Here is a 21,675-nt window from a genome sequence, read left to right on the forward strand (position 1 = left end):
TCCGCGACAGAACCTGCGGATTTCGTCGAAAGCGAACAGCCCCGGAGCAGTGCCCCGGGGCTGTCATCAGCGGCTCCTGGTGGCTACGGCCTCAGCCGAGGTCGCCCGCGGCGGTGCGCTCCGCGAGGCGGACCAGCGTACGGACGGCCGAACCCGTGCCGCCCTTCGGCGTGTACCCGAACGGGGCGCCCTCGTTGAAGGCCGGGCCCGCGATGTCGAGGTGGGCCCAGGTGATGCCCTCGCCGACGAACTCCTGCAGGAACAGACCGGCGACCAGGCCGCCGCCCATCCGCTCACCCATGTTGGCGATGTCGGCGGTGGGGGAGTCCATGCCCTTGCGCAGGTGCGTCGGGAGCGGCATCGGCCAGGACGGCTCGCCGGACTCCTCGGCGACCTCGTGGATCGAGGCGCGGAAGGCGTCGTCGTTGGCCATGATGCCGAACGTGCGGCTGCCCAGCGCGAGGACCATGGCGCCGGTCAGCGTGGCGACGTCGACGATCGCGTCCGGCTTCTCCTCGGAGGCCTTGGCGATCGCGTCGGCCAGCACCAGCCGGCCCTCGGCGTCCGTGTTGAGGACCTCGACGGTCTTGCCGGAGTACATGCGCAGCACGTCACCCGGGCGGGTGGCCGAGCCGGACGGCATGTTCTCGGCGAGCGCCAGCCAGCCGGTCACGTTGACGTCGAGCTTGAGGCGGGCCGCGGTGACGACGGCGGCGAACACGGCGGCGGCGCCGGCCATGTCGCACTTCATCGTCTCGTTGTGGCCGGCCGGCTTCAGGGAGATGCCGCCCGAGTCGTACGTGATGCCCTTGCCGACGAAGGCGAGGTGCTTCTTGCCGCGGCCGGCCGAGTAGGCGATCTTCACCAGGCGGGGGCCGGCGGCGGAACCGGCGCCGACGCCGAGGATGCCGCCGTAGCCGCCCTTCTCCAGCGCCTTCACGTCGAGCACCTGGACCTTGAGGCCGTGCTCCTTGGCCGCGGCCGTGGCGACGGCGGCGAAGGACTCCGGGTTCAGGTCGTTCGGCGGGGTGTTGATCAGGTCGCGGGCGCGGTTGAGCTCCTCGCCCAGGGCGAGGGCGCGCTCGATCTCGGCCTTGTAGGCCTTGTCGCGCGGCTTGCCGCCGAGGAGCGCGGCCTCGGCGAGCGGGCCCTTGGCGTTCTTGCCCGAGGAAGCGACCTCCTTGTAGGCGTCGAAGGAGTACGCGCCGAGCAGCACGCCCTCGGCGATCGCACCGGCGTCCTCGGCGTCCGCGATCGGCAGCGCGAACGCGGCCTTCTTGGCACCGGCGAGCGCACGGGCGGCGGCACCGGCGGCGCGGCGCAGCGTGTCGGCGTCGAAGATCTCGTCCTTCTCGGGCTCGCCGCCGAGACCGACCGCCAGCACGACCGGAGCCTTGAACCCGGAGGGGGCGGGGAGCTTGGTCACCTCGCCCTCGGCGCCACTGGCCCCGAGGGTCTCCAGGACGGAGGCGAGGTTGCCGTCGAACGCCTTGTCCACGGCCTCGGCGCCCGGCGCGACGACCGGGCCCTGGGCGCCCTTGGCGACGCCGACGACGACCGCGTCGGCCCGCAGGCCGGTGGCCGCGGCGGTGCTGAGAGTCAGAGCAGTCACGGTGGTGAGGTTCCTCTTTCATCGGTGGGGCTGGCTTCTTTGCCGGGGCCCATGGGGTGTGTGGCCCCTGAGCGAGCCTACGCCGGGTCAGCGGGAACGCGCCGTCGAGGTACGCCCCGAGGAGGCACCGGGCGAGCGCGGTCAGCCCAGCGCGAGCACGACGAGCGCCGCCGTCCCGGTCACCTCGGCCACCGCCCCGAACACATCGCCGGTCACCCCGCCGAACCGCGTCACGCACCGCCGCAGCATCAACTCGCCCGCGCCGCACGCCAGTACGACGGCCAGCGCGCTCTGTACCGAGAGGGCGGCGGCCGCGGCGACGAGCAGGACGCCCGCCGCGAGGGCCCGGCGCACCGGCACGGTCTCGGCGACCGCGGCCCCGAGCCCCTCCGGGCGGGCCGCCGGCACCCCAGTCCGGGACGCGAAGGTCAGGGCGAGCCGGGACGTGATCCCGCACAGCGCGGCCGCCACGGCGCCGCGCGTCCACGAGTCGGCGTAGAGCTGGGCGAGGACGGCCACTTGGGCGAGGAGCGCGAGCACCAGCGTGACGACGCCGAACGGGCCGATGTCCGACTGCTTCATGATCCGCAGCGCGTCCTCGGCGGGCTTGCCGCTGCCCAGGCCGTCCGCGACGTCCGCGAGCCCGTCCAGGTGCAGGCCCCGGGTGAGCGCGGCGGGCACGGCGACCGAGGCGACCGCGCACAGCAGGGCGCCCGCGCCCAGGAACGACAGGGCTCCGCCGAGCGCCGCGGCGGCGAGGCCCACGACCAGGCCCGCGAGCGGCGCGCAGAGCATGCCGGCGCGGGCGGCGTCCCGGTCCCAGCGGCTGACGGTGACGGGCAGGACGGTCAGGGTGCCGAAGGCGAAACGTATGCCGTCGGCGAGGGAGGCGCGGGAGTTCGTAGCGGGCACCGGGGGAGGTTACCCGGGGCGGACCACCGGACGGGCGGTGCCCGCCCGCCGCCCGCAGGATGGCCCCATGGGCGACTGGTGGTACCGCAACATCACGGAGCCGGGCAAGCTGCCCGTGCTGCTCGCGCTGCTGTCCTTCATCGCCACGTTCCTGATCACACGTACGGTGACCCGGCTGATCCGGGCGGGCCGCGGCCCGTTCCGCAACGTCACCTCGGGCGGGCTGCACATCCACCACGTGGTGCCCGGCATCGTGCTGATGGTCGTCGGCGGGTTCGGGGCGGTGGGCAGCGAGCGCCGCGGCGTCGGCGCGTGCGTCTTCGCCGTCCTGTTCGGCGTCGGCGTGGGGCTGGTCCTCGACGAGTTCGCGCTGGTGCTGCACCTGGACGACGTGTACTGGACCGACCAGGGCCGGCAGAGCGTGGAGGTGGTGGTGCTCGCGGCGGCGCTCGGCGGTCTGGTGGTGTGCGGGTTCTCGCCGCTGGGCGTCAACGACATGACGCAGGACGAGCAGCAGGACCGTACCGTCCTGATCGTCACGCTCGTGCTGAACTTCCTGCTCGTCGTCCTGACGATGCTCAAGGGCAAACCGCGGATGGCGCTCGTCGGCGTCCTGGTGCCGTTCGTCGCCTGGTTCGGCGCGGTCCGGCTCGCCCGGCCCGGCTCGTCCTGGGCCCGCCGCTGCTACGGTCACCGGCACCGGGCGCGGGCCCGCTCCACGCTGCGGGCCTACCGGCACGACCGGCGCTGGCTGCGGATCAGCCGGCGCTTCCAGGATCTGGTCGGCGGATTCCGCGAACCGCAGAGCGCGCCCCGCACGCGATGAGCACGGCGGCGATCGCGGCCAGGTGCTCCCAGCCCGCGAGGTTCGGCTTGACGACGCACTCGGCGATCATCGTGACGACGACGAGGGCCCCGGTGAACCGGGCGCGGTAGCGCCAGCACACGTACACCGCGAGCCCGACCACCGCGGCGGAGGGGCCGGTGTCGACGACGTACGCCTCCGAGGCGGGCAGCCAGCCGGCGGCGATGGCGAGGCGCGCGTACAGGGTGCCGCCGAGCGTGGCCACGTACGCGACGCACAGGGTGCGCCACCGGCCCAGGCAGATCTCCGCGATCCCGAACACGATCAGGATCTGCGCGAGCGCGCCCCACACCGGCAGGTCGAGCGCCGGGACGAACAGCGACAGCGGGGTGCGCAGCAGGGCCAGCCACATCGGGTCGACGGCCCGTACCGCGCCCAGGTCCTGGACGAACCCGTAACCCCAGGACTGGTTCTGCACGTACTGCAGGGCCGCCGTGAGGCACACCGCGGCGAGCGTCATCGGGATCGCGCGCAGCCGGCGGGCGGCGAGCCCGTCCCGTACGGCGGTGTACAGCGGCCCCCACTCCCTGCGGGCCGCTTCCCTCATCGGTGCTCCAGGCGTCTGCGGCGCAGCCACTTCGGCAGGCCCGGCACCTCCAGGAAGCCCTCGGCGCGCGCCGAGGCGATGCCGATGCGCGGCAGGTCGGCGCTCTTCTCGAAGAGCAGGAAGCGCGGTTCCCAGATGGGCCGGTACTTGGCGTTGGCCCGATACAGCGATTCGATCTGCCACCACCGGGAGAAGAAGCTGAGCAGCGAGCGCCACAGGCGCAGCACCGGGCCCGCGCCGAGTCGCGAACCGCGTTCGAAGACGGACCGGAACATGGCGAAGTTGAGTGAGACCTGAGTGACCTTGATCTCGGGGGCCCGCTGGAGGAGTTCGATGACCATGAACTCCATCAGCCCGTTCTCGGCGTCCCGGTCACGGCGCATCAGATCGAGGGACAGCCCGTGCGGGCCCCACGGCACGAACGAGAGCAGCGCCCTCAACTCCCCGGTGGAGTCGGTGCATTCGAGCATCATGCACCGTCCGTCGGCCGGGTCGCCGAGGCGGCCGAGCGCCATCGAGAAGCCGCGTTCGGTGGCGCCGTCGCGCCAGTCGTCGGCGCGCTGGAGGAGGTACGTCATCTCGTCGGCCGGGATGTCCTCGTGGCGGCGTACGCGGACCGTGTAGCCCGCGCGCCTGACGCGGTTGTAGGCCTGGCGGACGGTGCGCATCGCCCGCCCTTCGAGCGTGAAGTCCCCTGTCTCGACGACGGCTTCGTCGCCGAGTTCGAGGGCGTCGAGGCCGTGCCGGGCGTAGATCGTGCCCGCCTCCTCGCTCGCGCCCATCACCGCGGGCAGCCAGCCGTGCACCCGCGCCTCGGCGAGCCAGGGCTCGATGGCGCCGGGCCAGGCCTCGGGATCGCCGATCGGGTCGCCGGAGGCGAGCGAGACCCCGCCGATGACCCGGTACGTCACCGCGGCCTTGCCCGTCGGGGACCACACGACGCTCTTCTCGCGGCGCAGCGCGAAGTAGCCGAGCGAGTCGCGCTCGCCCTCCTTGTCGAGCAGTGCCCGCAGCTTCGCGTCGTCCTCGGGGGTGAGGGGGTCGACGGCGCGGCGGGAGCGGAACGCGGCGTAGACGACGGCGATCAGCAGGGCCGTGGAGAGGATGTTGATGACGACGTTGACCCAGTTCGGGGTGGAGATGCCCGGGAAGCGGGAGTCGTCGGTGGCGACCGAGATCAGCCGCAGCGTGCCGTAGCGCCAGCGCTCCAGGAACGAGGAGCGGTGTGCGTCGTGCGCCTGGTTGGTGACCGTCACCAGGAACGTCGCGAACAGGGACGTCACGAGCAGGCCGCCGACCGCGACGGCCGCCGCCAGCCGCGGGTTGGAGCGGTCGCCCCTCGCGTAGAACTCGCGGCGGCCCAGCAGCAGCGCCGCGACGAAGGCGGCGGTGAGGACGAGCGAGATCCAGTTCTGCGCGTGCTGCCGGATCTCGGGGAAGACCATCACGAAGACGAACAGCAGGAAGAACAGGCCGCTCAGGACGAGGTTGAGAATCCAGGCCGCGCGCTTGCGGCGGCGCATCGTGATGGCCAGGAACCAGGCGACGACCGCCGACGAGAAGCCCGCGGCGAGCAGGTAAGGGGTGAAGTAGTTCTCGGAGTTGTGGCGGCGCAGATCGTTGCCGAAGGAGACCCACACGGCGCTCAGCAGATTGATGCACGTGACGATGCGCAGGTACCAGACGGTGAAGGCTGCGGCGCGGCGTGAGGTGGCGGTACTTGTCCGTGCGGGTCCCATGCCGGGAGCTTATGGGTGATTTGTTCGGGTCCTGTTGAAGGGCGCGGCCTGCTGCGGAAAAGCCGTGGCCGCGTCCGCCCGGTCGGTGAGCGGACGCGGCCACGGCTCGCGTTGTGGCTGGTCGCGCCCCTACGGGGCTTCCGGCAACTCCGCGGCGAGCGCGGCCGCCGCCTGCACCAGCGGCAGGGCCAGCAGGCCGCCCGTCGCGCCGCCCACCCGCACGCCCTGGTCGAGGAGCGGCTCCATCGCCATCCGGTCCAGGGCCTTGGCCTGCGCGGGCTCGCCGCTGACGTGGGCGGCCAGCCACCAGTCGGGCGCGCGGAACGCGACGCGCTGGCCGACCAGGGCGCAGGCCGCCGAGACGACACCGTCCAGGATCACCGGCGTGCGGCGCACCGCGCACTGCAGCAGGAAGCCGGTCGCGGCCGCGAGATCGGCGCCGCCCGCCGTGGCGAGCAGCTGGAGCTGGTCACCGAGGACCGGGCGCGCCCGGCGCAGCGCGTCGCGGATCGCCGCGCACTTGCGCATCCAGGCCAGGTCGTCGATGGGGTCGCCGCCGCGCCCGGTGACGACGGAGGCGTCCGTGCCGCACAGCGCGGCGATCAACGTGCTCGCCGCCGTCGTGCCGCCGACGCTGAGATCGCCGAGCACCACCAGATCCGTACCGGAGTCGGCCTCCTCGTCGGCGATCGCCATGCCGACGCGGAACGCCTCCTCGGCCTCCTCCAGGGTCAGCGCGTCCTCGCCGTCGATGCACCCCGAACCGCGCCGCACCCGCCGGCTGTCCACCGACTCCGGCAGCGCGTCCGGCTCGCAGTCCAGGGACACGTCGACGATCCGCACGCCGATGCCGAGCCGGCGGGCGAGCACCGCGCCGGTGGAACCGCCCTCGACGGCCTCGCGCACCAGGTCCGCGGCGGTGCCGACGTCCCGCTTCGACACGCCGAGCTTCGCCACCCCGTGATCGCCCGCGAAGACGATCACGCGCGGCTGCGCGACGGGCCGCACGGGCACGGCGCCCTGGGCGGCCGAGAGCCACTCGCCCAGCTCGTCGAGGCGGCCGAGCGCGCCGGGCGGCACGGCGAAGCGCGCCCTGCGCTCCTCGGCGTCACGGCGCATCCCGCCGTCCGGGCGCTCGATCAGGTCGGTGAAGTCGTCGAGATTCAGCGAGCTCATTCGCCGAACAGTACCGGCCGTCCCGGTGCACGGGTCCAGGCGTCCCGCCCGTCGCCGCGGCGGGCCGGGAACGGCTCCTGACGGACAGTTACGCCATGCGATGCATGGGCTCCGGAGAGTCATTGCCAGGATTCTGATGATCCCTTACGTTCGCGTTTGTAGCAGATTGTCGTACCGCAGCGGTGGAGCACCGAACGCGACAGGAGCCGACGCAGAATCATGACCCCCACAGCCCAGGCCGTGGCCGAGCGCCGGCCCGCCTACCTCACCGAACTCGCCCGGGGCACCGAACGCTTCCACGAGCCGCGCCGCCCCGACTGTCCCTGGTGCGGCCGCACCGGGCTGCGCACCCGACTGCGCACCACGGACCTGCTCCAGCGCAAGCCGGGCACGTTCGTCATCGACCAGTGCCGCTCCTGTGGCCACTCGTTCCAGAACCCGCGGCTGACCCCCGAGGGCCTGGACTTCTACTACCGCGACTTCTACGACGGCCTCCACGCCGACCGGGCCGAGAAGGTCTTCGGCGCCCGGACGTCTCCGCAGCGCCACCGGGCCCGGGCCCGCGCCCTCGCCCGCCACCTGGAGCCGGAGAGCTGGCTCGACGTCGGCACGGGCCGCGCCCACTTCCCGTCGGTGGCGAAGGAGGTCCTGCCCTACACGGCGTTCGACGGCCTCGACGTCAGCGACGGCGTCGAGGAGGGCCGCAGGGCGGGCCACATCGAGGAGGCCCACCAGGGACTGCTCACCGACCTCGCGCCCCGGCTGGCGGGCCGCTACGACGCGATGAGCATGTTCCATCACCTGGAGCACTCCCTCGACCCGCGCGAGGAACTCAAGGCGGCCCACCGCGTCCTGCGCCCCGGCGGCCACCTGATGATCGAGGTGCCCGACCCCGAGTGCCGCTACGCGAAACTGCTCGGCAAGTGGTGGGTCTCCTACTTCCAGCCGCAGCACCTGCACTTCATCCCGCTCGCCAACCTCCGCACCGAACTGGCCGCGCTCGGCTACACGGTGGTGGCCGTGGACCGGCGCGAACCGCACGTCCCCCTCGACCTCGCGGCGGCCTGCGCCCTCCTCCTCGGGCACTGCCTCCCCGACGCCGACGACCCGTGGCGCACCAAGGCGCCCACCGGCCTCCAGCGCCGGGTCCGCCGGCTGCTGACGCACGCGTCGGCCCCGGCCTTCGCCGCCGCGTACGGCGCCGACCGGCTGCTGGCGCCCGCGATCAGCCGCACCGCCTTCTCCAACGCGTACCGGGTGATCGCCCGCCGCAACCCGGACAGGACCTGAACCGGCTTCCCCTGACAGGACCTGAACTCCCTTCCCCCGAAGGGGGTTCGCGAGGGAAGGGGAGTTCGCGATCCCCGGCGCTCGCGGCCCGCGTCAGCCGCGCAGTGCGAGCGGCTGCCCTGCGACGACCAGCAGCACGTGCTCGCACTCGGCGGCGAACGCGGCGTTCAACCGGCCCAGTTCATCGCGGTACCGCCGCCCGGACGCGGTCGCCGGCACGATCCCCGAGCCGACCTCGTTCGACACGGCGACGACGGTCCGCCGCGTCGCCCGCACCGCCGCGACCAGCCCGGCGACCCGCTCCCGCAGCGCCTTCTCGCCGCCGTCCGCCCACTCGGCGTCGTCCCACGCCCCGACCTCGTCCATGGCGTAGGTCAGCCACAGGGAGAGACAGTCGACGAGCAGGGGGGCGGAGTCGTCGGCGTCGCTCAGCAGCGGCACGAGGTCGCACGTCTCCACGGTCCGCCACGAGCCGGGCCGCCGCTCCCGATGGGCGGTGACCCGCTGCGCCCACTCGCTGTCGCCGCCGCGCGTCCCGCCGGTCGCCACGTACAGCACGTCGGGGAAGGCCTCCAGGCGCCGCTCGGCCTCGACGGACTTCCCGGACCTGGCCCCGCCGAGCACGAGGGTCCTGCGCGGCACGTCGGGCACGTCCTCGTACGCGCCGACGTCCAGGGTCGTCCCGTCGGGCACCGCCCGCGCCCCGGCCGCCGCGAGCCGCCGCGTGAGCTCGGCGCCGGGCGGTACGTCGTGATCGAGGTGCACGGCGACGACATCGGTGGTCGGGCCCACGGCGCCGGCGGCCCGCAGCCGCGCCAGGGCGTCGGGCCGCCCCACGACATCGGCCAGCACCAGCTCGTACGGCGCCCGCGCCTCGTCGAGCCCGGCGAGCGCGGCCCCCGGCGGCAGATACAGCACCCGCTCACCGTCCGGGCCCGTCACCTCGTACCCCGTACCGGGGGCGTCGAGGGCGAGCGCCCGCACCCGGTGTCCGCTGATCAGCGCCAGCTCCCGCCCGTCCGGCACCCGCACCGGCCGCGGCAGCCCCGCCGGGACCTCCACGGCGGGCCCGTCGTGCGGATGCGAGAGCAGCACCTGCTGTACGCCGCCCAGGCTGTGCCCCGCGCGCGCGGCGGCGAACGCGGCGCCGGGCGTCAGGTCGAGCAGCAGCGCCTTGTCGATCAGCAGCGCCGTCGCGGCACGGGCGTTCGCGCCCAGGGCGCCCGCGCACGCGGCGCAGGGGCAGTCGGGGCGGGGCAGTCCTTCGGGGGCACCGGTGCCGAGCAGTGTCAGTTCCACAAGGAAGATCCTCCCGCGCGGCTTCCGGAGCCGCGCGCCCGGCTAGGCTTCCAGGGACAACTGTGTATCGGCGCGCATCGGACATCCGATCCCGGGAGGCTGACATGGCGGCATGGACGTGGCGGTTCGAGAAGTCCGACGGGACAGAGGTGTCCCCGGCGGTCCAGCCCGAGGAGTTCCCGACGCAGGGTGACGCGGAGTCCTGGATCGGCGAGTACTGGAAGCAGCTCGCGGACGGCGGGGCGGACCAGGTCACCCTCTTCGAGGACACGACGGAGATCTACGGCCCGATGAGCCTGCACGCGGAGGACGCGTCCGCTTAGAGCGGGCCTTGAGCTCGGCCCCGCCAGGGGTGCGGGGCTGTGTCGATCGGCGGCTGCGCCGCGGAGCGGGAGCAACCCGTGAAAAGCCGCAGTCGCGTCTGCTCGGTCGATCAGCAGACGCGACTGCGGCTTCTTCGTGGCCGCGCGCAGTTCCCCGCGCCCCCGACGGGGCGCTTGCTACATCTCCCCGAGGGTGACCTCGGCGGTCTTCTTGCCGCCGTCCCGCGTATAGCTCACCTGAACCTTCTGCCCGGGCTTGTCCTCGGCGAGCGCCTCCTGCAACGACGTCATCGTCGTGATCTCCGTGTCGCCGAGCTTCGTGATGACGTCCCCGGCCCTGAGCCCGGCATCGGCGGCGGGGCCCCCGGCGGTCACGGACACCACGGAGACCCCGGCCGCCTGCAGATCCCCGTCGACGACCCCGCGCCCGGTGATCCCGAGCGCGGCCCGCCCGGAGTCCGTCACCTTGCCGTCCTTGATGATCTGGTCGGCGATGTTCGTCACCGTCGACGCGGGGATCGCGAACCCGATGCCGGGCGCCGCGCTGCCGCCCAGGTCGGGATCGGTCGCCGCCAGCGTCGGAATGCCGATGACCTCGCTGTCCAGGTCGACCAGGGCGCCCCCGCTGTTGCCGGGGTTGATCGCGGCGGACGTCTGCACCATGTTGGCGATCGTCGCCCCGGTGCCGCCCCCGCTGCGGCCCTCGCTCACGGTCCGTCCGGTCGCCGACACGATGCCCTGCGTCACGCTCGACGACAGCCCCAGCGGCGACCCCATGGCCAGCGTGATCAGCCCGACCTCCACCTTCGAGGTGTCCCCGAACTTCGCCGCCTTCAGCCCGTCCGGCACCTTCTCCAGCTTCACCACGGCGAGGTCCTGCTCCGGGTACGCGGCGACGAGCTTCGCCGTCAGCTCGTCCTCGCTCGTCGACGTCGTCACCTTGAACGTCTTCTCGTCGCCGACCACATGGGCGTTGGTCACGATGTGCCCCTGGTCGTCGTAGACGACACCGGAGCCGAGGTCGGACGAGGCCTGGATCTGCACGACGGACGGCAGCACGTCCTTGATCACGTCCTGGTACGCGGTCTGCAGCGCGTTCCCCGAGGAGGCCGCGGCGGCCTGCGTGGTGGAACCGGAGGACGACGGCGAGGCGGCGGAGGAGCCGGAGTCGGAGGAGCCGGAGTCGGAGCAGCCGCCGAGGAGCGCCGCCGCGCAGAGGGCGGCGGCCGTCGGCAGCGCGGCCCGGGTCAGGGCGGGCCGGGCCGGCCGGGAACGGGAAGAGGAAGCATCCATGCCCGGATTGTCACGTTCGCCGGGGTGGCGCGCGCCCGCTGAGCGGCCGAACAGAGGACGACCCCCGCCGCGGCGGGGGTCGTCCTCCGTCCCGGGTCGATCCGGACCGGTCCTGGGTCGGTCCAGGCGGTTCCGGACTCGGCCCCGGGTCGTTCCTGGGCCGGTCTCGGGTCGTTCTTGGCCCGGCGACGGGTCGGCCGGGGGTCGTTCCTTGGCCGGCTTCGGGGGCCGGGGCCGGTCCGGAGTCTGTCCCGGATCGTTCCTGGTTCGGTCCGAGGTCGTTCCTGGGCCGGTTCCGAGGTCGATCCCGGGTCGGTCCCGGGTCGGTCCCGGGTCGGGCCGGGGCCAGGCCAGGCCCGGTCCTGGGTTCAGCCCCGCACGCCGCACAGGTGCAGGAGTGCGGCCACCCGCCGGTACGGGTCGGTGCGGCCGGCCCGCTCCTCGGCGGCGAGCAGCGTCTGCAACTCCCCGCGCTCCGGCACGGCCGTGCCGTCGCCGGCCTGGTCGGAGAAGACCCGCACCCCGTACCAGGCGTGCAGCGGCGCCCCGATCCCCGCGAGGGTCGAGGTCAGCGCGTCGAGCCGGTCGGCGCGGACGTCGAGCCCGAGCCGGTTGGTGTACTTCAGCGAGTCGAAGGCGCCGAGCGCGGTGACCCAGTCCCCGGCCAGGCCGGGCCGCATGGCCAGCGCGTCCGCGTTCCGTACGAGCAGGGAGAGCAGGCCCCCGGGCGCCAGCATCCGGGCGAGTCCGGCGAGCAGCGAGTCGGGCTCCTCGACGTACATCAGAACGCCGTGACAGAGCACGACGTCGAAACTGCCGGGCAGGAAGTGGACCCCCGTCTCCACCCCGCTGCCCTCGACGAACCGGACCCGCTCCTGCACACCGGCGGGCTCCGCGGCGAGCGCGGTGCGGGCGGCGGCGAGCATCGCGGGGTCCTGGTCGACACCGGTCACCCTGTGACCGGCCCGGGCCAGGCGCAGGGCCTGCGTGCCCTGGCCCATCCCGACGTCGAGCACGCGCAGCCGCTGCCCGACGGGGAAGCGCCCGGCTATCTGCTCGTCGAGCTGCCGGGCCACCAGTTCCTGCCGTACGACATTGCGCAGTCCGCCCAGCTTGTCCAGCCAGGACCGGACCGCGTCACCGGCGAAGGCTTCGGTGCTCAGGGCCGCTCTCCGCGCTTGACCTGGGGCTTGGGCAGGCGCAGGCGCTTCATCTGGAGCGTGCGCATCAGGGCGTACGCGACGGCGCCCTTGCGGCGCTCGTTCGGGAACTTCTCCGCGAGGTGCTTCTTCAGGCGGAAGCCGGTGATCGCCGAGTCGATCACGATCGCGACGATGACGAACAGCCACAGCAGCAGCGCGATGGACTGCAACGAGCCGACGCGGACCATGCTCAGGACGAGGATGACCACGGCCATCGGCAGGAAGTACTCCGCGATGGAGAACCGCGAGTCGACGAAGTCGCGTGCGTAACGCCGCACCGGTCCCTTGTCGCGGGCCGGCAGGTAGCGCTCGTCACCGCTGGCGAGCGCGGCGCGCTGCTTCTCCATCGCGGCACGACGTTCGTCCCGCTGACGGGAGCGGGCCTCCTTCGGCGTCATCTTGGTGTTGGCCACGCTGCGGCGCTGCGACTGAGCCGCGCTGCGCTTGGGCGTGGGGCGGCCCTTGGGCGCCTGCGGGTCACGGGTCTGCTTGGACGAAGCGGTGGCGGTCACCGGGGCCTTGTCGGCCGGCGCCTTGTCGTCCTTCGATCGGCTACGGAACACAAAAGCCAAGGGTACGTGGTGGCCGGGCATGGACCACAGGCCCGTGGGGAACGATCCGACAACACCCTGCGTCCCTGTGCAGAGAGTGTCAGGGCTTCATCTACTCCTCACGCCGGAGCGGAGCGGGACGCAGTCGTCCTTGGGGATGAGCGCATCCGCGTCCGGGCAGTGCGGTAATAGATGCAGGACCCGTACTGTGGGTTGTGTCGCAGTGCTGGAGCTGGACCGCCGGTTTGATCTGTCAGAAGGGGGCGCGCGAAGCCCATGAGCGGTGTCATGAAGCGTATGGGGATGATCTTCCGCGCGAAGGCGAACAAGGCCCTTGACCGGGCCGAGGACCCGCGCGAAACCCTCGATTACTCGTACCAGAAGCAGCTGGAGCTGCTGCAGAAGGTGCGCCGCGGCGTCGCGGACGTCGCGACCAGCCGCAAGCGCCTGGAACTGCAGCTGAACCAGCTCCAGGGCCAGTCCTCCAAGCTGGAGGACCAGGGCCGCAAGGCGCTCGCGCTGGGCCGCGAGGACCTGGCCCGCGAGGCGCTCTCGCGCCGCGCCGCGCTCCAGCAGCAGGTCACGGACCTGGAGACGCAGCACCAGACGCTCCAGGGCGAGGAGGAGAAGCTCACTCTCGCGGCCCAGCGGCTGCAGGCCAAGGTCGACGCCTTCCGTACGAAGAAGGAGACCATCAAGGCCACCTACACCGCGGCGCAGGCGCAGACCCGCATCGGTGAGGCGTTCTCCGGCATCTCCGAGGAGATGGGCGACGTCGGCATGGCGATCCAGCGCGCCGAGGACAAGACGGCCCAGCTCCAGGCGCGGGCCGGCGCCATCGACGAACTGCTCGCCTCCGGCGCCCTCGACGACCCGTCGGGTCTCGCCAAGGACGACATCCAGAGCGAGCTGGACCGGCTCTCCGGTGGTACGGATGTAGAGCTGGAGCTGCAGCGCATGAAGCAGGAGCTGGCCGGCGGTTCCTCGGCCTCGCAGCAGGCGATCGAGGGCGGCCAGGGCCAGCCCCAGCAGGCGCAGCAGCCCCAGGACACCCCGCGCTTCGACAAGCAGTAGCAACCCCGAGGAGGCCGACGTGATCGTACGGATCATGGGGGAGGGCCAGGTGAGCCTGTCCGACGGACACCTCGCCGAACTCGACAAGCTGGACGACGAGCTCCTCGCGGAGATGGAGTCCGGCGACGAGGAGGGCTTCCGGCGCACGCTCGGGGCGCTCCTCGACGCCGTGCGCCGTCTCGGCGAACCGCTCCCCGACGACTCCCTGGAGCCGTCGGAGCTGATCCTCCCGGCCCCGGACGCGACCCTCGAAGAGGTCCGCGAGATGCTCAGCGACGACGGCCTGATCCCGGGCTGAGGCAGCTGTCGGTGGGGACCCCCGGACCGAGTCCGGGGGAGACTCCCCGGCGCGGGGCGAGCGCTCCACTCGACCGGCCACCGTGGCGCGACCGCTCGAGCCCGGCCCAGGGCCACCGGAAAGGGGCCAGTACCGTGACCCCGGTGACCCCCCTCGTACGGTGGGCCAGAACGCACCCCCTGGCCCTGGACGCCATCGTCGCCCTCGGCGTCCTGCTCTCCATGATCGCCGGCTCCTTCGTCGACCCGCACAGCCCGCAGGGCTACGCGTGGGGCGCCCGCACCCCGGACGCGCTGAGCCTGCTGCTGATGGTGCTCGGCGCCGCCGCCCTGGTCTTCCGGCGTGTCGCCCCCATGTACGTACTCGCCGCGACCTCGACCGTCTCCCTCGTCGAACTGGTCACCGGCGAGCCCCGCGCCCCCGTCGTGATGTCCGCGGTCGTCGCCCTCTACACGGTCGCCGCCACCACGGACCGCCCCACCACCTGGCGCGTGGGCCTGGCCACGATGGCCGTGCTTACCGGCTCCGCCATGCTCGCGGGACCGCTGCCCTGGTACGCGCAGGAGAACCTCGGCATCTTCGCCTGGACCGGCATGGCCGCGGCCGCCGGTGACGCCGTCCGCTCCCGCCGTGCCTTCGTCGACGCCATAAGGGAGCGCGCGGAGCGGGCCGAACGCACCCGCGAGGAGGAGGCCCGCCGCCGCGTCGCCGAGGAGCGGCTGCGCATCGCCCGCGATCTGCACGACGTCGTCGCCCACCACATCGCCCTGGTCAACGTCCAGGCCGGGGTCGCCGCGCACGTCATGGACAAGCGCCCCGACCAGGCCAAGGAAGCCCTCTCGCACGTCCGCGAGGCCAGCCGCTCCGCGCTCAACGAACTCCGCGCCACCGTCGGCCTGTTGCGCCAGTCCGGCGACCCCGAGGCCCCCACCGAACCGGCCCCTGGCCTGGACCGCCTCGACGACCTCGTCGACACCTTCCGGCACGCGGGCCTGCCCGTGGAGGTGGCCCGCGCCGAGGACGCCCCGCCGCTGCCCGCGGCCGTAGACCTCGCTGCGTTCCGGATCGTGCAGGAAGCGCTGACGAACGTACAGAAGCACGCGGGCCGCGACGCCAAGGCCGAGGTCAGCGTGGTGCGCGTGGGACCCAACGTCGAGGTCAGCGTGCTCGACAACGGTCCGGGAGCCGCCGCCGTGTCCGCCCGCCCCGACAAGAACGGCGGGCACGGACTGCTCGGCATGCGCGAGCGCGTCACCGCGCTCGGCGGCACCCTCACCGCGGGACCGCGCTACGGCGGCGGTTTCCGCGTCCATGCGATCCTTCCCGTCAAGGACCGCGCCACCGACACGACTTCACGCCACTAGTTCAGGGGACGCCGCCAGATGACCGACCCGATCAGGGTTCTCCTCGCCGACGACCAGGCCCTGCTGCGCAGCGCCTTCCGGGTGCTCGTCGACTCGGAGCCCGACATGGAGGTGGTGGGGGAGGCGTCGGACGGCGCGGAGGCCGTCCGGCTCGCGCGCTCCGAGCGGCCCGACGTCGTCCTGATGGACATCCGGATGCCCGGCACCGACGGCCTCGCCGCGACCCGCGAGATCAGCGCCGATCCCGAACTCGCCCAGGTGCGCGTGGTGATGCTCACCACCTTCGAGGTCGACGAGTACGTCGTCCAGTCGCTGCGCGCCGGCGCCTCCGGCTTCCTCGGAAAGGGCGCGGAACCGGACGAACTGCTCGGCGCCGTCCGGATCGCGGCCGCCGGCGACGCCCTTCTGTCGCCCGCCGCGACCAAGGGGCTGATCGCCAAGTTCCTCGCGCAGGGCGAGAGTTACGAGGACGGGGACCCGGCCGCCGGATCCCACGCAAAGCGGCTCGCCGCGCTCACCGGGCGCGAGCGCGAGGTCCTCGTGCAGGTCGCGGGCGGTCACTCGAACGACGAGATCGCCGAACGCCTTGAGGTCAGCCCGCTCACCGTGAAGACCCACGTCAACCGCGCCATGGCGAAACTGGGCGCCCGCGACCGGGCCCAACTGGTGGTAATTGCCTACGAATCGGGCCTGGTACGCCCACGGGTGGAGTGAGCGCGCCGGTGCGCGTACTGCGAGTGCAGTAGGCGCCGGCTGAGAACGGGACCTGGGAGCGACGATTCGCGTCACGCCCGTGGCCGAGGGTGTAGACGGCCCTGCGCATGTCCGCGTCAGCACGTCCGTGTCAGCACGTCTGTGTCAGCACATCTGTGTCAGCACGTCTGCGTCGGCACGGCTGTTTCAGGGTGCCCCGTCCTCCGCTCACGTCCCAGGAGAGCTGCCCCATGTCCTGGCTGTCGAGATTCAGCCTCGCCCAACGCGCCCTGATCGGGCTGATGTCGATCATCGCGATCGTCTTCGGCGCGATCGCGATCCCCCAGCTCAAGCAGCAGCTGCTGCCCACCATCGAACTGCCCATGGTCTCCGTGATCGCCCCGTACCAGGGCGCGTCCCCGGACGTGGTGGAGAAGCAGGTCGTCGAGCCGCTGGAGAACTCCATCGACGCGGTCGACGGGATCACCGGCGTCACCTCGACGGCGAGCGAGGGCAACGCCGTGGTGATGGCCTCGTTCGACTACGGCAACGGCACCAAGCAACTCGTCGCCGACGTCCAGCAGGCCGTCAACCGGGCCCGCGCCCAGCTGCCCGACGACGTCGACCCGCAGGTCGTCGCGGGCTCCACCGACGACATCCCCACCGTCGTCCTCGCGGTCACCTCCGACAAGGACCAGCAGGCGCTCGCCGACCAGCTTGACAGGACCGTCGTACCGTCCCTCAAGGACATCGACGGCGTCGGCCAGGTCACGGTCGACGGCGTCCGCGACCTCCAGATCAATGTCACGCCCGACCAGAAGAAGATGGCCGCGGCGGGCGTCGGCGTCCAGGCGCTGAGCCAGTCCCTCCAGGCCGGCGGCGCCACCCTGCCCGCGGGCTCCTTCGACGAGAGCGGCAAGAACCGCACCGTCCAGGTCGGCGGCGGCTTCACCTCGCTCCGCCAGATCGAGGACCTGATGGTCACGGGCGAGGGCGTCAAGAAGCCCGTACGCCTGGCCGACGTCGCCACCGTGCGGCAGCAGCCGTCCACGGCCGACTCCATCACCCGCACCGACGGCCGGCCCAGCCTCGCCGTCATGGTGACCATGGACCACGACGGCTCCGCGGTCTCCATCTCCAAGGCCGTCGAGGACAAGCTCCCGGGCCTGCGTCAGGACCTCGGCTCCGGCGCGAAGCTGACCGTGGTGAGCGACCAGGGCCCGGCGGTCTCCAAGTCCATCTCGGGCCTGACCACCGAGGGCGCGCTCGGCCTGCTCTTCGCGGTCATCGTCATCCTGGTCTTCCTGGCGTCGCTGCGCTCGACCCTCGTCACGGCGGTCTCCATCCCGCTGTCCGTGGTCCTCGCGCTGATCGTCCTGTGGACCCGTGACCTGTCCCTGAACATGCTCACGCTCGGCGCGCTGACCATCGCGATCGGCCGCGTCGTCGACGACTCCATCGTCGTCCTGGAGAACATCAAGCGGCACCTCGGCTACGGCGAGGAACGCAAGGAGGCGATCCTGGCGGCGGTCCGCGAGGTCGCGGGCGCGGTCACGTCCTCGACCCTCACCACGGTCGCGGTGTTCCTGCCGATCGGCCTGGTCGGCGGCATGGTGGGCGAGCTGTTCGGCTCGTTCTCCCTCACCGTCACGGCGGCGCTCCTCGCCTCCCTCCTCGTCTCGCTCACGGTCGTCCCGGTGCTGTCGTACTGGTTCCTGCGCGCCCCGAAGGCCATCCAGGGCATCGACCCGGAGGAGGCCCGCCGCAGGGCCGAGGAGAAGGAGGCGCGCTCCTGGCTGCAGCGGATCTACGTCCCGGTGCTCCGGTTCGCGACCCGGCGCCGCGTCACCAGCCTGCTGATCGCGGTGGTCGTCCTCGTCGGCACGTTCGGCATGGCCCCGCTGCTGAAGACCAACTTCTTCGACCAGGGCGAGCAGGAAGTCCTCTCCATCAAGCAGGAGTTGAAGCCCGGCACCAGCCTGGCCGCGACCGACGCCTCGGCGCAGAAGATCGAGAAGGTGCTCCAGGGCATCGACGAGATCAAGGACTACCAGGTCACCGTCGGCTCGTCCGGCTTCATGGCGGCCTTCGGCGGCGGCACCGACACCAACCAGGCCTCGTACTCGGTCACCCTGAAGGACAAGGCGTCGTACGAGGACACGCAGGACCGCATCGAGCGCGAGCTCGGCAAGCTGTCCGGCATCGGTACGACGACGATCTCGGCCGGTGACGGCTTCGGCAGCCAGGACCTGAGCGTGGTCGTGAAGGCCGCGGACGGCTCGGTCCTCGACAAGGCCTCGGAGCAGGTCCGCGCCGCGGTCGCCTCGCTCGACGACGTCACGGACGTCACCAGCGACCTGTCGCAGTCGGTCCCGCGGATCTCGGTCCGTGCCAACTCCGAGGCGGCCGCGGCCGGGTTCAACGACACGACGCTCGGTGCCGCCGTCACCCAGGCCGTGCGCGGCACGACCAGCGGCAAGGCGACGCTCGACGACACCGAGCGCGACATCGTGATCAAGTCGGCGAAGCCCGCCACCACCATGGCCGAGCTGAAGAAGCTCCCCATGGGCCCGCGCGGTCTGACCCTCGGCGACATCGCCACGGTGAAGCTGGTGGAAGGACCGGTCTCGATGACCCGGATCGACGGCGCCCGCGCGGCGACCATCACGGCGAAGCCGACCGGGGACAACACGGGCGCGGTCAGCACCAAGCTCCAGTCGAAGATCAAGGCCCTGGACCTGCCGAAGGGCGCCACGGCGACGATCGGCGGAGTCACCTCCGACCAGGACGACGCGTTCAAGAACCTGGGCCTGGCGATGCTCGCGGCGATCGCGATCGTCTTCATGCTGCTGGTGGCCACGTTCCGCTCGCTGGCCCAGCCGCTGATCCTGCTGGTCTCCATCCCGTTCGCGGCGACCGGCGCGCTCGGTCTGCTGATCGCCACGGGCACCCCGATGGGCGTCCCGGCGATGATCGGCATGCTGATGCTCATCGGCATCGTGGTCACGAACGCGATCGTGCTGATCGACCTGATCAACCAGTACCGCAGTCAGGGCCTGGGGGTCGTCGAGGCCGTGGTCGAGGGCGGCCGGCACCGGCTCCGCCCGATCCTGATGACGGCCCTGGCGACCATCTTCGCCCTGCTCCCGATGGCGCTCGGCGTCACCGGCGAGGGCGGCTTCATCGCGCAGCCGCTCGCGGTGGTCGTGATCGGCGGCCTGATCACGTCGACGCTCCTGACCCTTCTCCTGGTCCCGACGCTCTACGCGATGCTGGAGCTCCGCAAGGAGCGCCGGGCGGCGAAGCGCGCGGCGAAGAAGGGCGTCCCGTCCCAGGGCACGTCCAAGGAACCGGAGACAGCAGGCGTCTGACCCTGCCTTGGGCCGGCCCCCGGCGCGGGGCGAGCGCTTCATCGCGCGCTCGCCCCGGTGCCGGGCCCGGCAAGCATCTGCCGGGCCATGTACGTCGCGGGCCTCGCCCCGGTGGTCCTGCTGCGCGCAGTTCCCCGCGCCCCTGGCGGGGCGCATTCCCCGGCCCCGCAGAGAGAGACCGCTACGGCAGCGCCAGCATCCGCTCGAGCGCCAGCTTCGCGAACTGCTCCGTCTCGCGGTCGACCTCGATCCGGTTCACGAGCTGCCCGTCGGCCAGCGACTCCAGCGTCCACACCAGATGCGGCAGATCGATCCGGTTCATGGTCGAGCAGAAGCACACCGTCTTGTCGAGGAAGACGATCTCCTTGCCCTCCGGCGCGAACCGCTGGGCAAGCCGCCGCACCAGGTTCAGCTCGGTGCCGATGGCCCACTTGGAGCCCGCCGGCGCGGCCTCCAGCGCCTTGATGATGTACTCCGTCGACCCGACGTAGTCCGCCGCGGCCACGACCTCGTGCTTGCACTCGGGGTGCACCAGCACGTTCACACCCGGTATCCGCTCCCGCACGTCGTTGACCGAGTCCAGCGAGAACCGCCCGTGCACCGAGCAGTGCCCGCGCCACAGGATCATCTTCGCGTCGCGCAGCTGCTCGACGGTCAGCCCGCCACCCGGCTTGTGCGGGTTGTAGACGACGCAGTCGTCGAGCGACATGCCCAGATCCCGCACCGCGGTGTTGCGCCCGAGGTGCTGGTCCGGCAGGAAGAGCACCTTGTCACCCTGCTCGAAGGCCCAGTTGAGAGCCCGCTCGGCGTTGGACGACGTACAGATCGTGCCGCCGTGCTTGCCGGTGAACGCCTTGATGTCCGCCGACGAGTTCATGTACGAGACGGGCACGACGGACTCGGCGACGCCGGCCTCCGTCAGCACGTCCCAGCACTCGGCGACCTGCTCGGCGGTGGCCATGTCGGCCATGGAGCAGCCGGCCGCGAGGTCCGGCAGCACGACCTTCTGGTCGTCACCGGTGAGGATGTCGGCCGACTCGGCCATGAAGTGCACACCGCAGAACACGATGTACTCGGCCTCGGGCCGTGCGGCGGCGTCGCGCGCCAGCTTGAAGGAGTCGCCGGTGACATCGGCGAACTGGATGACCTCGTCGCGCTGGTAGTGGTGCCCGAGCACGAACACCTTGTCGCCGAGCTTCTCCTTGGCCGCGCGGGCCCGCTCCACCAGGTCCGGGTCGGACGGGGAGGGCAGGTCGCCGGGGCACTCCACACCGCGCTCGCTCTTGGGGTCGGCGTCCCGGCCGAGCAGGAGCAGCGCCAGCGGTGTAGGCGAAACATCCAGGTCGACAGGGGCCTGGGGGGTCTGGGCCGTGGTCACGTCACGCACCCTTTCTTGAGTTCTGCAGAACACTTCTCGTCGAAATGACGCTATCTATCATACGTGGTTCACGTCAGTTTGACGATGCCGATGTCGTCGATGTGACGCAATCCGCGTGGGACGGCCCGTGCCCGCCCGGCTCCCGGTGTGCGAGCATGAAAAGCAAGAAGTGCGCAGCCCTCAACTGTTTTGGCCTCATCCGGAATGGATCCGGGCCTTTGCCGGTTGCAATGGTCGGCAAGCAGTCTCCGTACAACCCGGGAGAGATGTAGATGTCCGTATCGGACGAGACCACCACCGTCAGCGACGGCATCATCCTGAGCGACGCCGCCGCGGCCAAGGTCAAGGCTCTGCTCGACCAGGAAGGCCGTGACGACCTGGCACTGCGCGTGGCCGTTCAGCCGGGCGGCTGCTCCGGCCTGCGCTACCAGCTCTTCTTCGACGAGCGCTCGCTCGACGGCGATGTCGTCAAGGACTTCGGCGGCGTGAAGGTCGTCACCGACCGCATGTCGGCCCCGTACCTGGGCGGCGCCTCCATCGACTTCGTCGACACCATCGAGAAGCAGGGCTTCACGATCGACAACCCCAACGCGACGGGTTCCTGCGCCTGCGGCGACTCGTTCAGCTGAGCCGCGCAAGCAGCACGGCGAAGGGCCGGGGCACCCCTCTCGGGGTGCCCCGGCCCTTT

19 protein-coding genes are annotated in these 21,675 nt (G+C 72.0%); 9 read left to right on the plus strand and 10 right to left on the minus strand.

The features are described 5' to 3' along the window. Positions 1 to 91 precede the first annotated feature (91 nt). Together J3486_RS18955 and J3486_RS18960 are read right to left on the minus strand one after the other, a co-directional pair. Positions 92 to 1,612 carry a leucyl aminopeptidase gene (locus J3486_RS18955; protein ID WP_207821578.1) on the minus strand — a complete coding sequence of 507 codons (1,521 nt, stop codon included), beginning with the start codon at positions 1,610 to 1,612 and terminating at the stop codon, positions 92 to 94. Between the two features lie 141 nt (positions 1,613 to 1,753). Further along, a complete protein-coding gene (locus J3486_RS18960) occupies positions 1,754 to 2,524 on the minus strand; it encodes an adenosylcobinamide-GDP ribazoletransferase (RefSeq protein WP_207821580.1) in 771 nt (256 codons plus the stop codon). A 67-nt stretch (positions 2,525 to 2,591) separates the two neighbouring features. Here J3486_RS18960 and J3486_RS18965 point away from each other — a divergent pair, with 67 nt between their 5' ends. Next, complete coding sequence (locus J3486_RS18965) at positions 2,592 to 3,350, plus strand: hypothetical protein (protein WP_207821582.1); 759 nt, start codon at positions 2,592 to 2,594, stop codon at positions 3,348 to 3,350. Here the strand turns inward: J3486_RS18965 and J3486_RS18970 are convergent. The 3 genes from J3486_RS18970 to J3486_RS18980 all read right to left on the minus strand — a co-directional run bounded on the left by J3486_RS18970 (position 3,283) and on the right by J3486_RS18980 (position 6,851). Next, entirely contained in the window at positions 3,283 to 3,936 is a 654-nt protein-coding gene (locus tag J3486_RS18970) for a hypothetical protein (RefSeq protein ID WP_207821583.1), read from the minus strand. The two genes, J3486_RS18965 and J3486_RS18970, sit on opposite strands and share 68 nt — an antisense overlap. Beyond that, positions 3,933 to 5,675: a phosphatidylglycerol lysyltransferase domain-containing protein gene (locus J3486_RS18975; RefSeq protein WP_207821585.1), complete on the minus strand. Its 1,743-nt coding sequence runs from the start codon at positions 5,673 to 5,675 to the stop codon at positions 3,933 to 3,935. Before J3486_RS18975 ends, J3486_RS18970 begins: the two co-directional genes overlap by 4 nt. Positions 5,676 to 5,804: 129 nt before the next feature. Beyond that, a complete protein-coding gene (locus J3486_RS18980; RefSeq protein WP_207821587.1) occupies positions 5,805 to 6,851 on the minus strand; it encodes a nicotinate-nucleotide--dimethylbenzimidazole phosphoribosyltransferase in 1,047 nt (348 codons plus the stop codon). Between the two features lie 219 nt (positions 6,852 to 7,070). Between J3486_RS18980 and J3486_RS18985 the strand changes: the two genes are divergently transcribed. Then, a complete protein-coding gene (locus J3486_RS18985; protein ID WP_207821588.1) occupies positions 7,071 to 8,141 on the plus strand; it encodes a class I SAM-dependent methyltransferase in 1,071 nt (356 codons plus the stop codon). Positions 8,142 to 8,234: 93 nt separating this feature from the next. Here the strand turns inward: J3486_RS18985 and J3486_RS18990 are convergent, their stop codons facing one another. Beyond that, entirely contained in the window at positions 8,235 to 9,440 is a 1,206-nt protein-coding gene (locus J3486_RS18990; protein WP_207821590.1) for a bifunctional adenosylcobinamide kinase/adenosylcobinamide-phosphate guanylyltransferase, read from the minus strand. 104 nt (positions 9,441 to 9,544) lie between these two features. Here J3486_RS18990 and J3486_RS18995 point away from each other — a divergent pair, with 104 nt between their 5' ends. After that, positions 9,545 to 9,763, plus strand: coding sequence for a hypothetical protein (locus J3486_RS18995; protein ID WP_207821592.1), 219 nt, complete (start codon positions 9,545 to 9,547; stop codon positions 9,761 to 9,763). Positions 9,764 to 9,940: 177 nt separating this feature from the next. Here J3486_RS18995 and J3486_RS19000 read toward each other — a convergent pair whose 3' ends face one another. The 3 genes from J3486_RS19000 to J3486_RS19010 form a co-directional block, all read right to left on the minus strand. Further along, positions 9,941 to 11,056, minus strand: a complete 1,116-nt coding sequence (locus J3486_RS19000; protein ID WP_207821594.1) for a S1C family serine protease — start codon at positions 11,054 to 11,056, stop codon at positions 9,941 to 9,943. Positions 11,057 to 11,424: 368 nt separating this feature from the next. After that, entirely contained in the window at positions 11,425 to 12,132 is a 708-nt protein-coding gene (locus J3486_RS19005) for a bifunctional 2-polyprenyl-6-hydroxyphenol methylase/3-demethylubiquinol 3-O-methyltransferase UbiG (protein WP_207821596.1), read from the minus strand. Between the two features lie 83 nt (positions 12,133 to 12,215). Beyond that, positions 12,216 to 12,851, minus strand: a complete 636-nt coding sequence (locus tag J3486_RS19010; protein ID WP_207821598.1) for a DUF3043 domain-containing protein — start codon at positions 12,849 to 12,851, stop codon at positions 12,216 to 12,218. A gap of 234 nt (positions 12,852 to 13,085) precedes the next feature. Between J3486_RS19010 and J3486_RS19015 the strand changes: the two genes are divergently transcribed. The 5 genes from J3486_RS19015 (at position 13,086) to J3486_RS19035 (ending at position 19,609) form a co-directional block, all read left to right on the plus strand. Then, a complete protein-coding gene (locus J3486_RS19015; RefSeq protein ID WP_207821600.1) occupies positions 13,086 to 13,883 on the plus strand; it encodes a PspA/IM30 family protein in 798 nt (265 codons plus the stop codon). 19 nt (positions 13,884 to 13,902) lie between these two features. Beyond that, entirely contained in the window at positions 13,903 to 14,181 is a 279-nt protein-coding gene (locus J3486_RS19020; protein WP_207821602.1) for a hypothetical protein, read from the plus strand. Positions 14,182 to 14,315: 134 nt separating this feature from the next. Then, positions 14,316 to 15,545, plus strand: coding sequence for a sensor histidine kinase (locus J3486_RS19025; protein WP_374194747.1), 1,230 nt, complete (start codon positions 14,316 to 14,318; stop codon positions 15,543 to 15,545). 18 nt (positions 15,546 to 15,563) lie between these two features. Beyond that, the gene (locus tag J3486_RS19030; protein ID WP_207821604.1) at positions 15,564 to 16,259 is read left to right on the plus strand and encodes a response regulator transcription factor; all 696 of its coding nucleotides are present in this window, start codon (positions 15,564 to 15,566) and stop codon (positions 16,257 to 16,259) included. A gap of 230 nt (positions 16,260 to 16,489) precedes the next feature. After that, the gene (locus J3486_RS19035) at positions 16,490 to 19,609 is read left to right on the plus strand and encodes an efflux RND transporter permease subunit (RefSeq protein WP_207821606.1); all 3,120 of its coding nucleotides are present in this window, start codon (positions 16,490 to 16,492) and stop codon (positions 19,607 to 19,609) included. A gap of 181 nt (positions 19,610 to 19,790) precedes the next feature. Here the strand turns inward: J3486_RS19035 and nadA are convergent, their stop codons facing one another. After that, the gene (gene nadA, locus J3486_RS19040) at positions 19,791 to 20,987 is read right to left on the minus strand and encodes a quinolinate synthase NadA (RefSeq protein WP_207821608.1); all 1,197 of its coding nucleotides are present in this window, start codon (positions 20,985 to 20,987) and stop codon (positions 19,791 to 19,793) included. A 272-nt stretch (positions 20,988 to 21,259) separates the two neighbouring features. Here nadA and J3486_RS19045 point away from each other — a divergent pair, with 272 nt between their 5' ends. Continuing rightward, positions 21,260 to 21,616, plus strand: coding sequence for an iron-sulfur cluster assembly accessory protein (locus J3486_RS19045; protein WP_028805207.1), 357 nt, complete (start codon positions 21,260 to 21,262; stop codon positions 21,614 to 21,616). The last annotated feature ends 59 nt before the right edge of the window (positions 21,617 to 21,675 follow it).

This window comes from Streptomyces sp. VRA16 Mangrove soil (assembly GCF_017377775.1).
Taxonomy (GTDB): domain Bacteria; phylum Actinomycetota; class Actinomycetes; order Streptomycetales; family Streptomycetaceae; genus Streptomyces.

Excerpts from the sequence above, each read along its gene's own strand:
- J3486_RS18965 (WP_207821582.1), top strand. The coding sequence starts at position 2,592 with ATGGGCGACTGGTGGTACCGCAACATCACGGAGCCGGGCAAGCTGCCC.
- J3486_RS18970 (WP_207821583.1), bottom strand. The coding sequence starts at position 3,936 with ATGAGGGAAGCGGCCCGCAGGGAGTGGGGGCCGCTGTACACCGCCGTA.
- J3486_RS18975 (WP_207821585.1), bottom strand. The coding sequence starts at position 5,675 with ATGGGACCCGCACGGACAAGTACCGCCACCTCACGCCGCGCCGCAGCC.
- J3486_RS18980 (WP_207821587.1), bottom strand. The coding sequence starts at position 6,851 with ATGAGCTCGCTGAATCTCGACGACTTCACCGACCTGATCGAGCGCCCG.
- J3486_RS18985 (WP_207821588.1), top strand. The coding sequence starts at position 7,071 with ATGACCCCCACAGCCCAGGCCGTGGCCGAGCGCCGGCCCGCCTACCTC.
- J3486_RS18995 (WP_207821592.1), top strand. The coding sequence starts at position 9,545 with ATGGCGGCATGGACGTGGCGGTTCGAGAAGTCCGACGGGACAGAGGTG.
- J3486_RS19000 (WP_207821594.1), bottom strand. The coding sequence starts at position 11,056 with ATGGATGCTTCCTCTTCCCGTTCCCGGCCGGCCCGGCCCGCCCTGACC.
- J3486_RS19010 (WP_207821598.1), bottom strand. The coding sequence starts at position 12,851 with ATGCCCGGCCACCACGTACCCTTGGCTTTTGTGTTCCGTAGCCGATCG.
- J3486_RS19015 (WP_207821600.1), top strand. The coding sequence starts at position 13,086 with ATGAGCGGTGTCATGAAGCGTATGGGGATGATCTTCCGCGCGAAGGCG.
- J3486_RS19030 (WP_207821604.1), top strand. The coding sequence starts at position 15,564 with ATGACCGACCCGATCAGGGTTCTCCTCGCCGACGACCAGGCCCTGCTG.
- J3486_RS19035 (WP_207821606.1), top strand. The coding sequence starts at position 16,490 with ATGTCCTGGCTGTCGAGATTCAGCCTCGCCCAACGCGCCCTGATCGGG.
- J3486_RS19045 (WP_028805207.1), top strand. The coding sequence starts at position 21,260 with ATGTCCGTATCGGACGAGACCACCACCGTCAGCGACGGCATCATCCTG.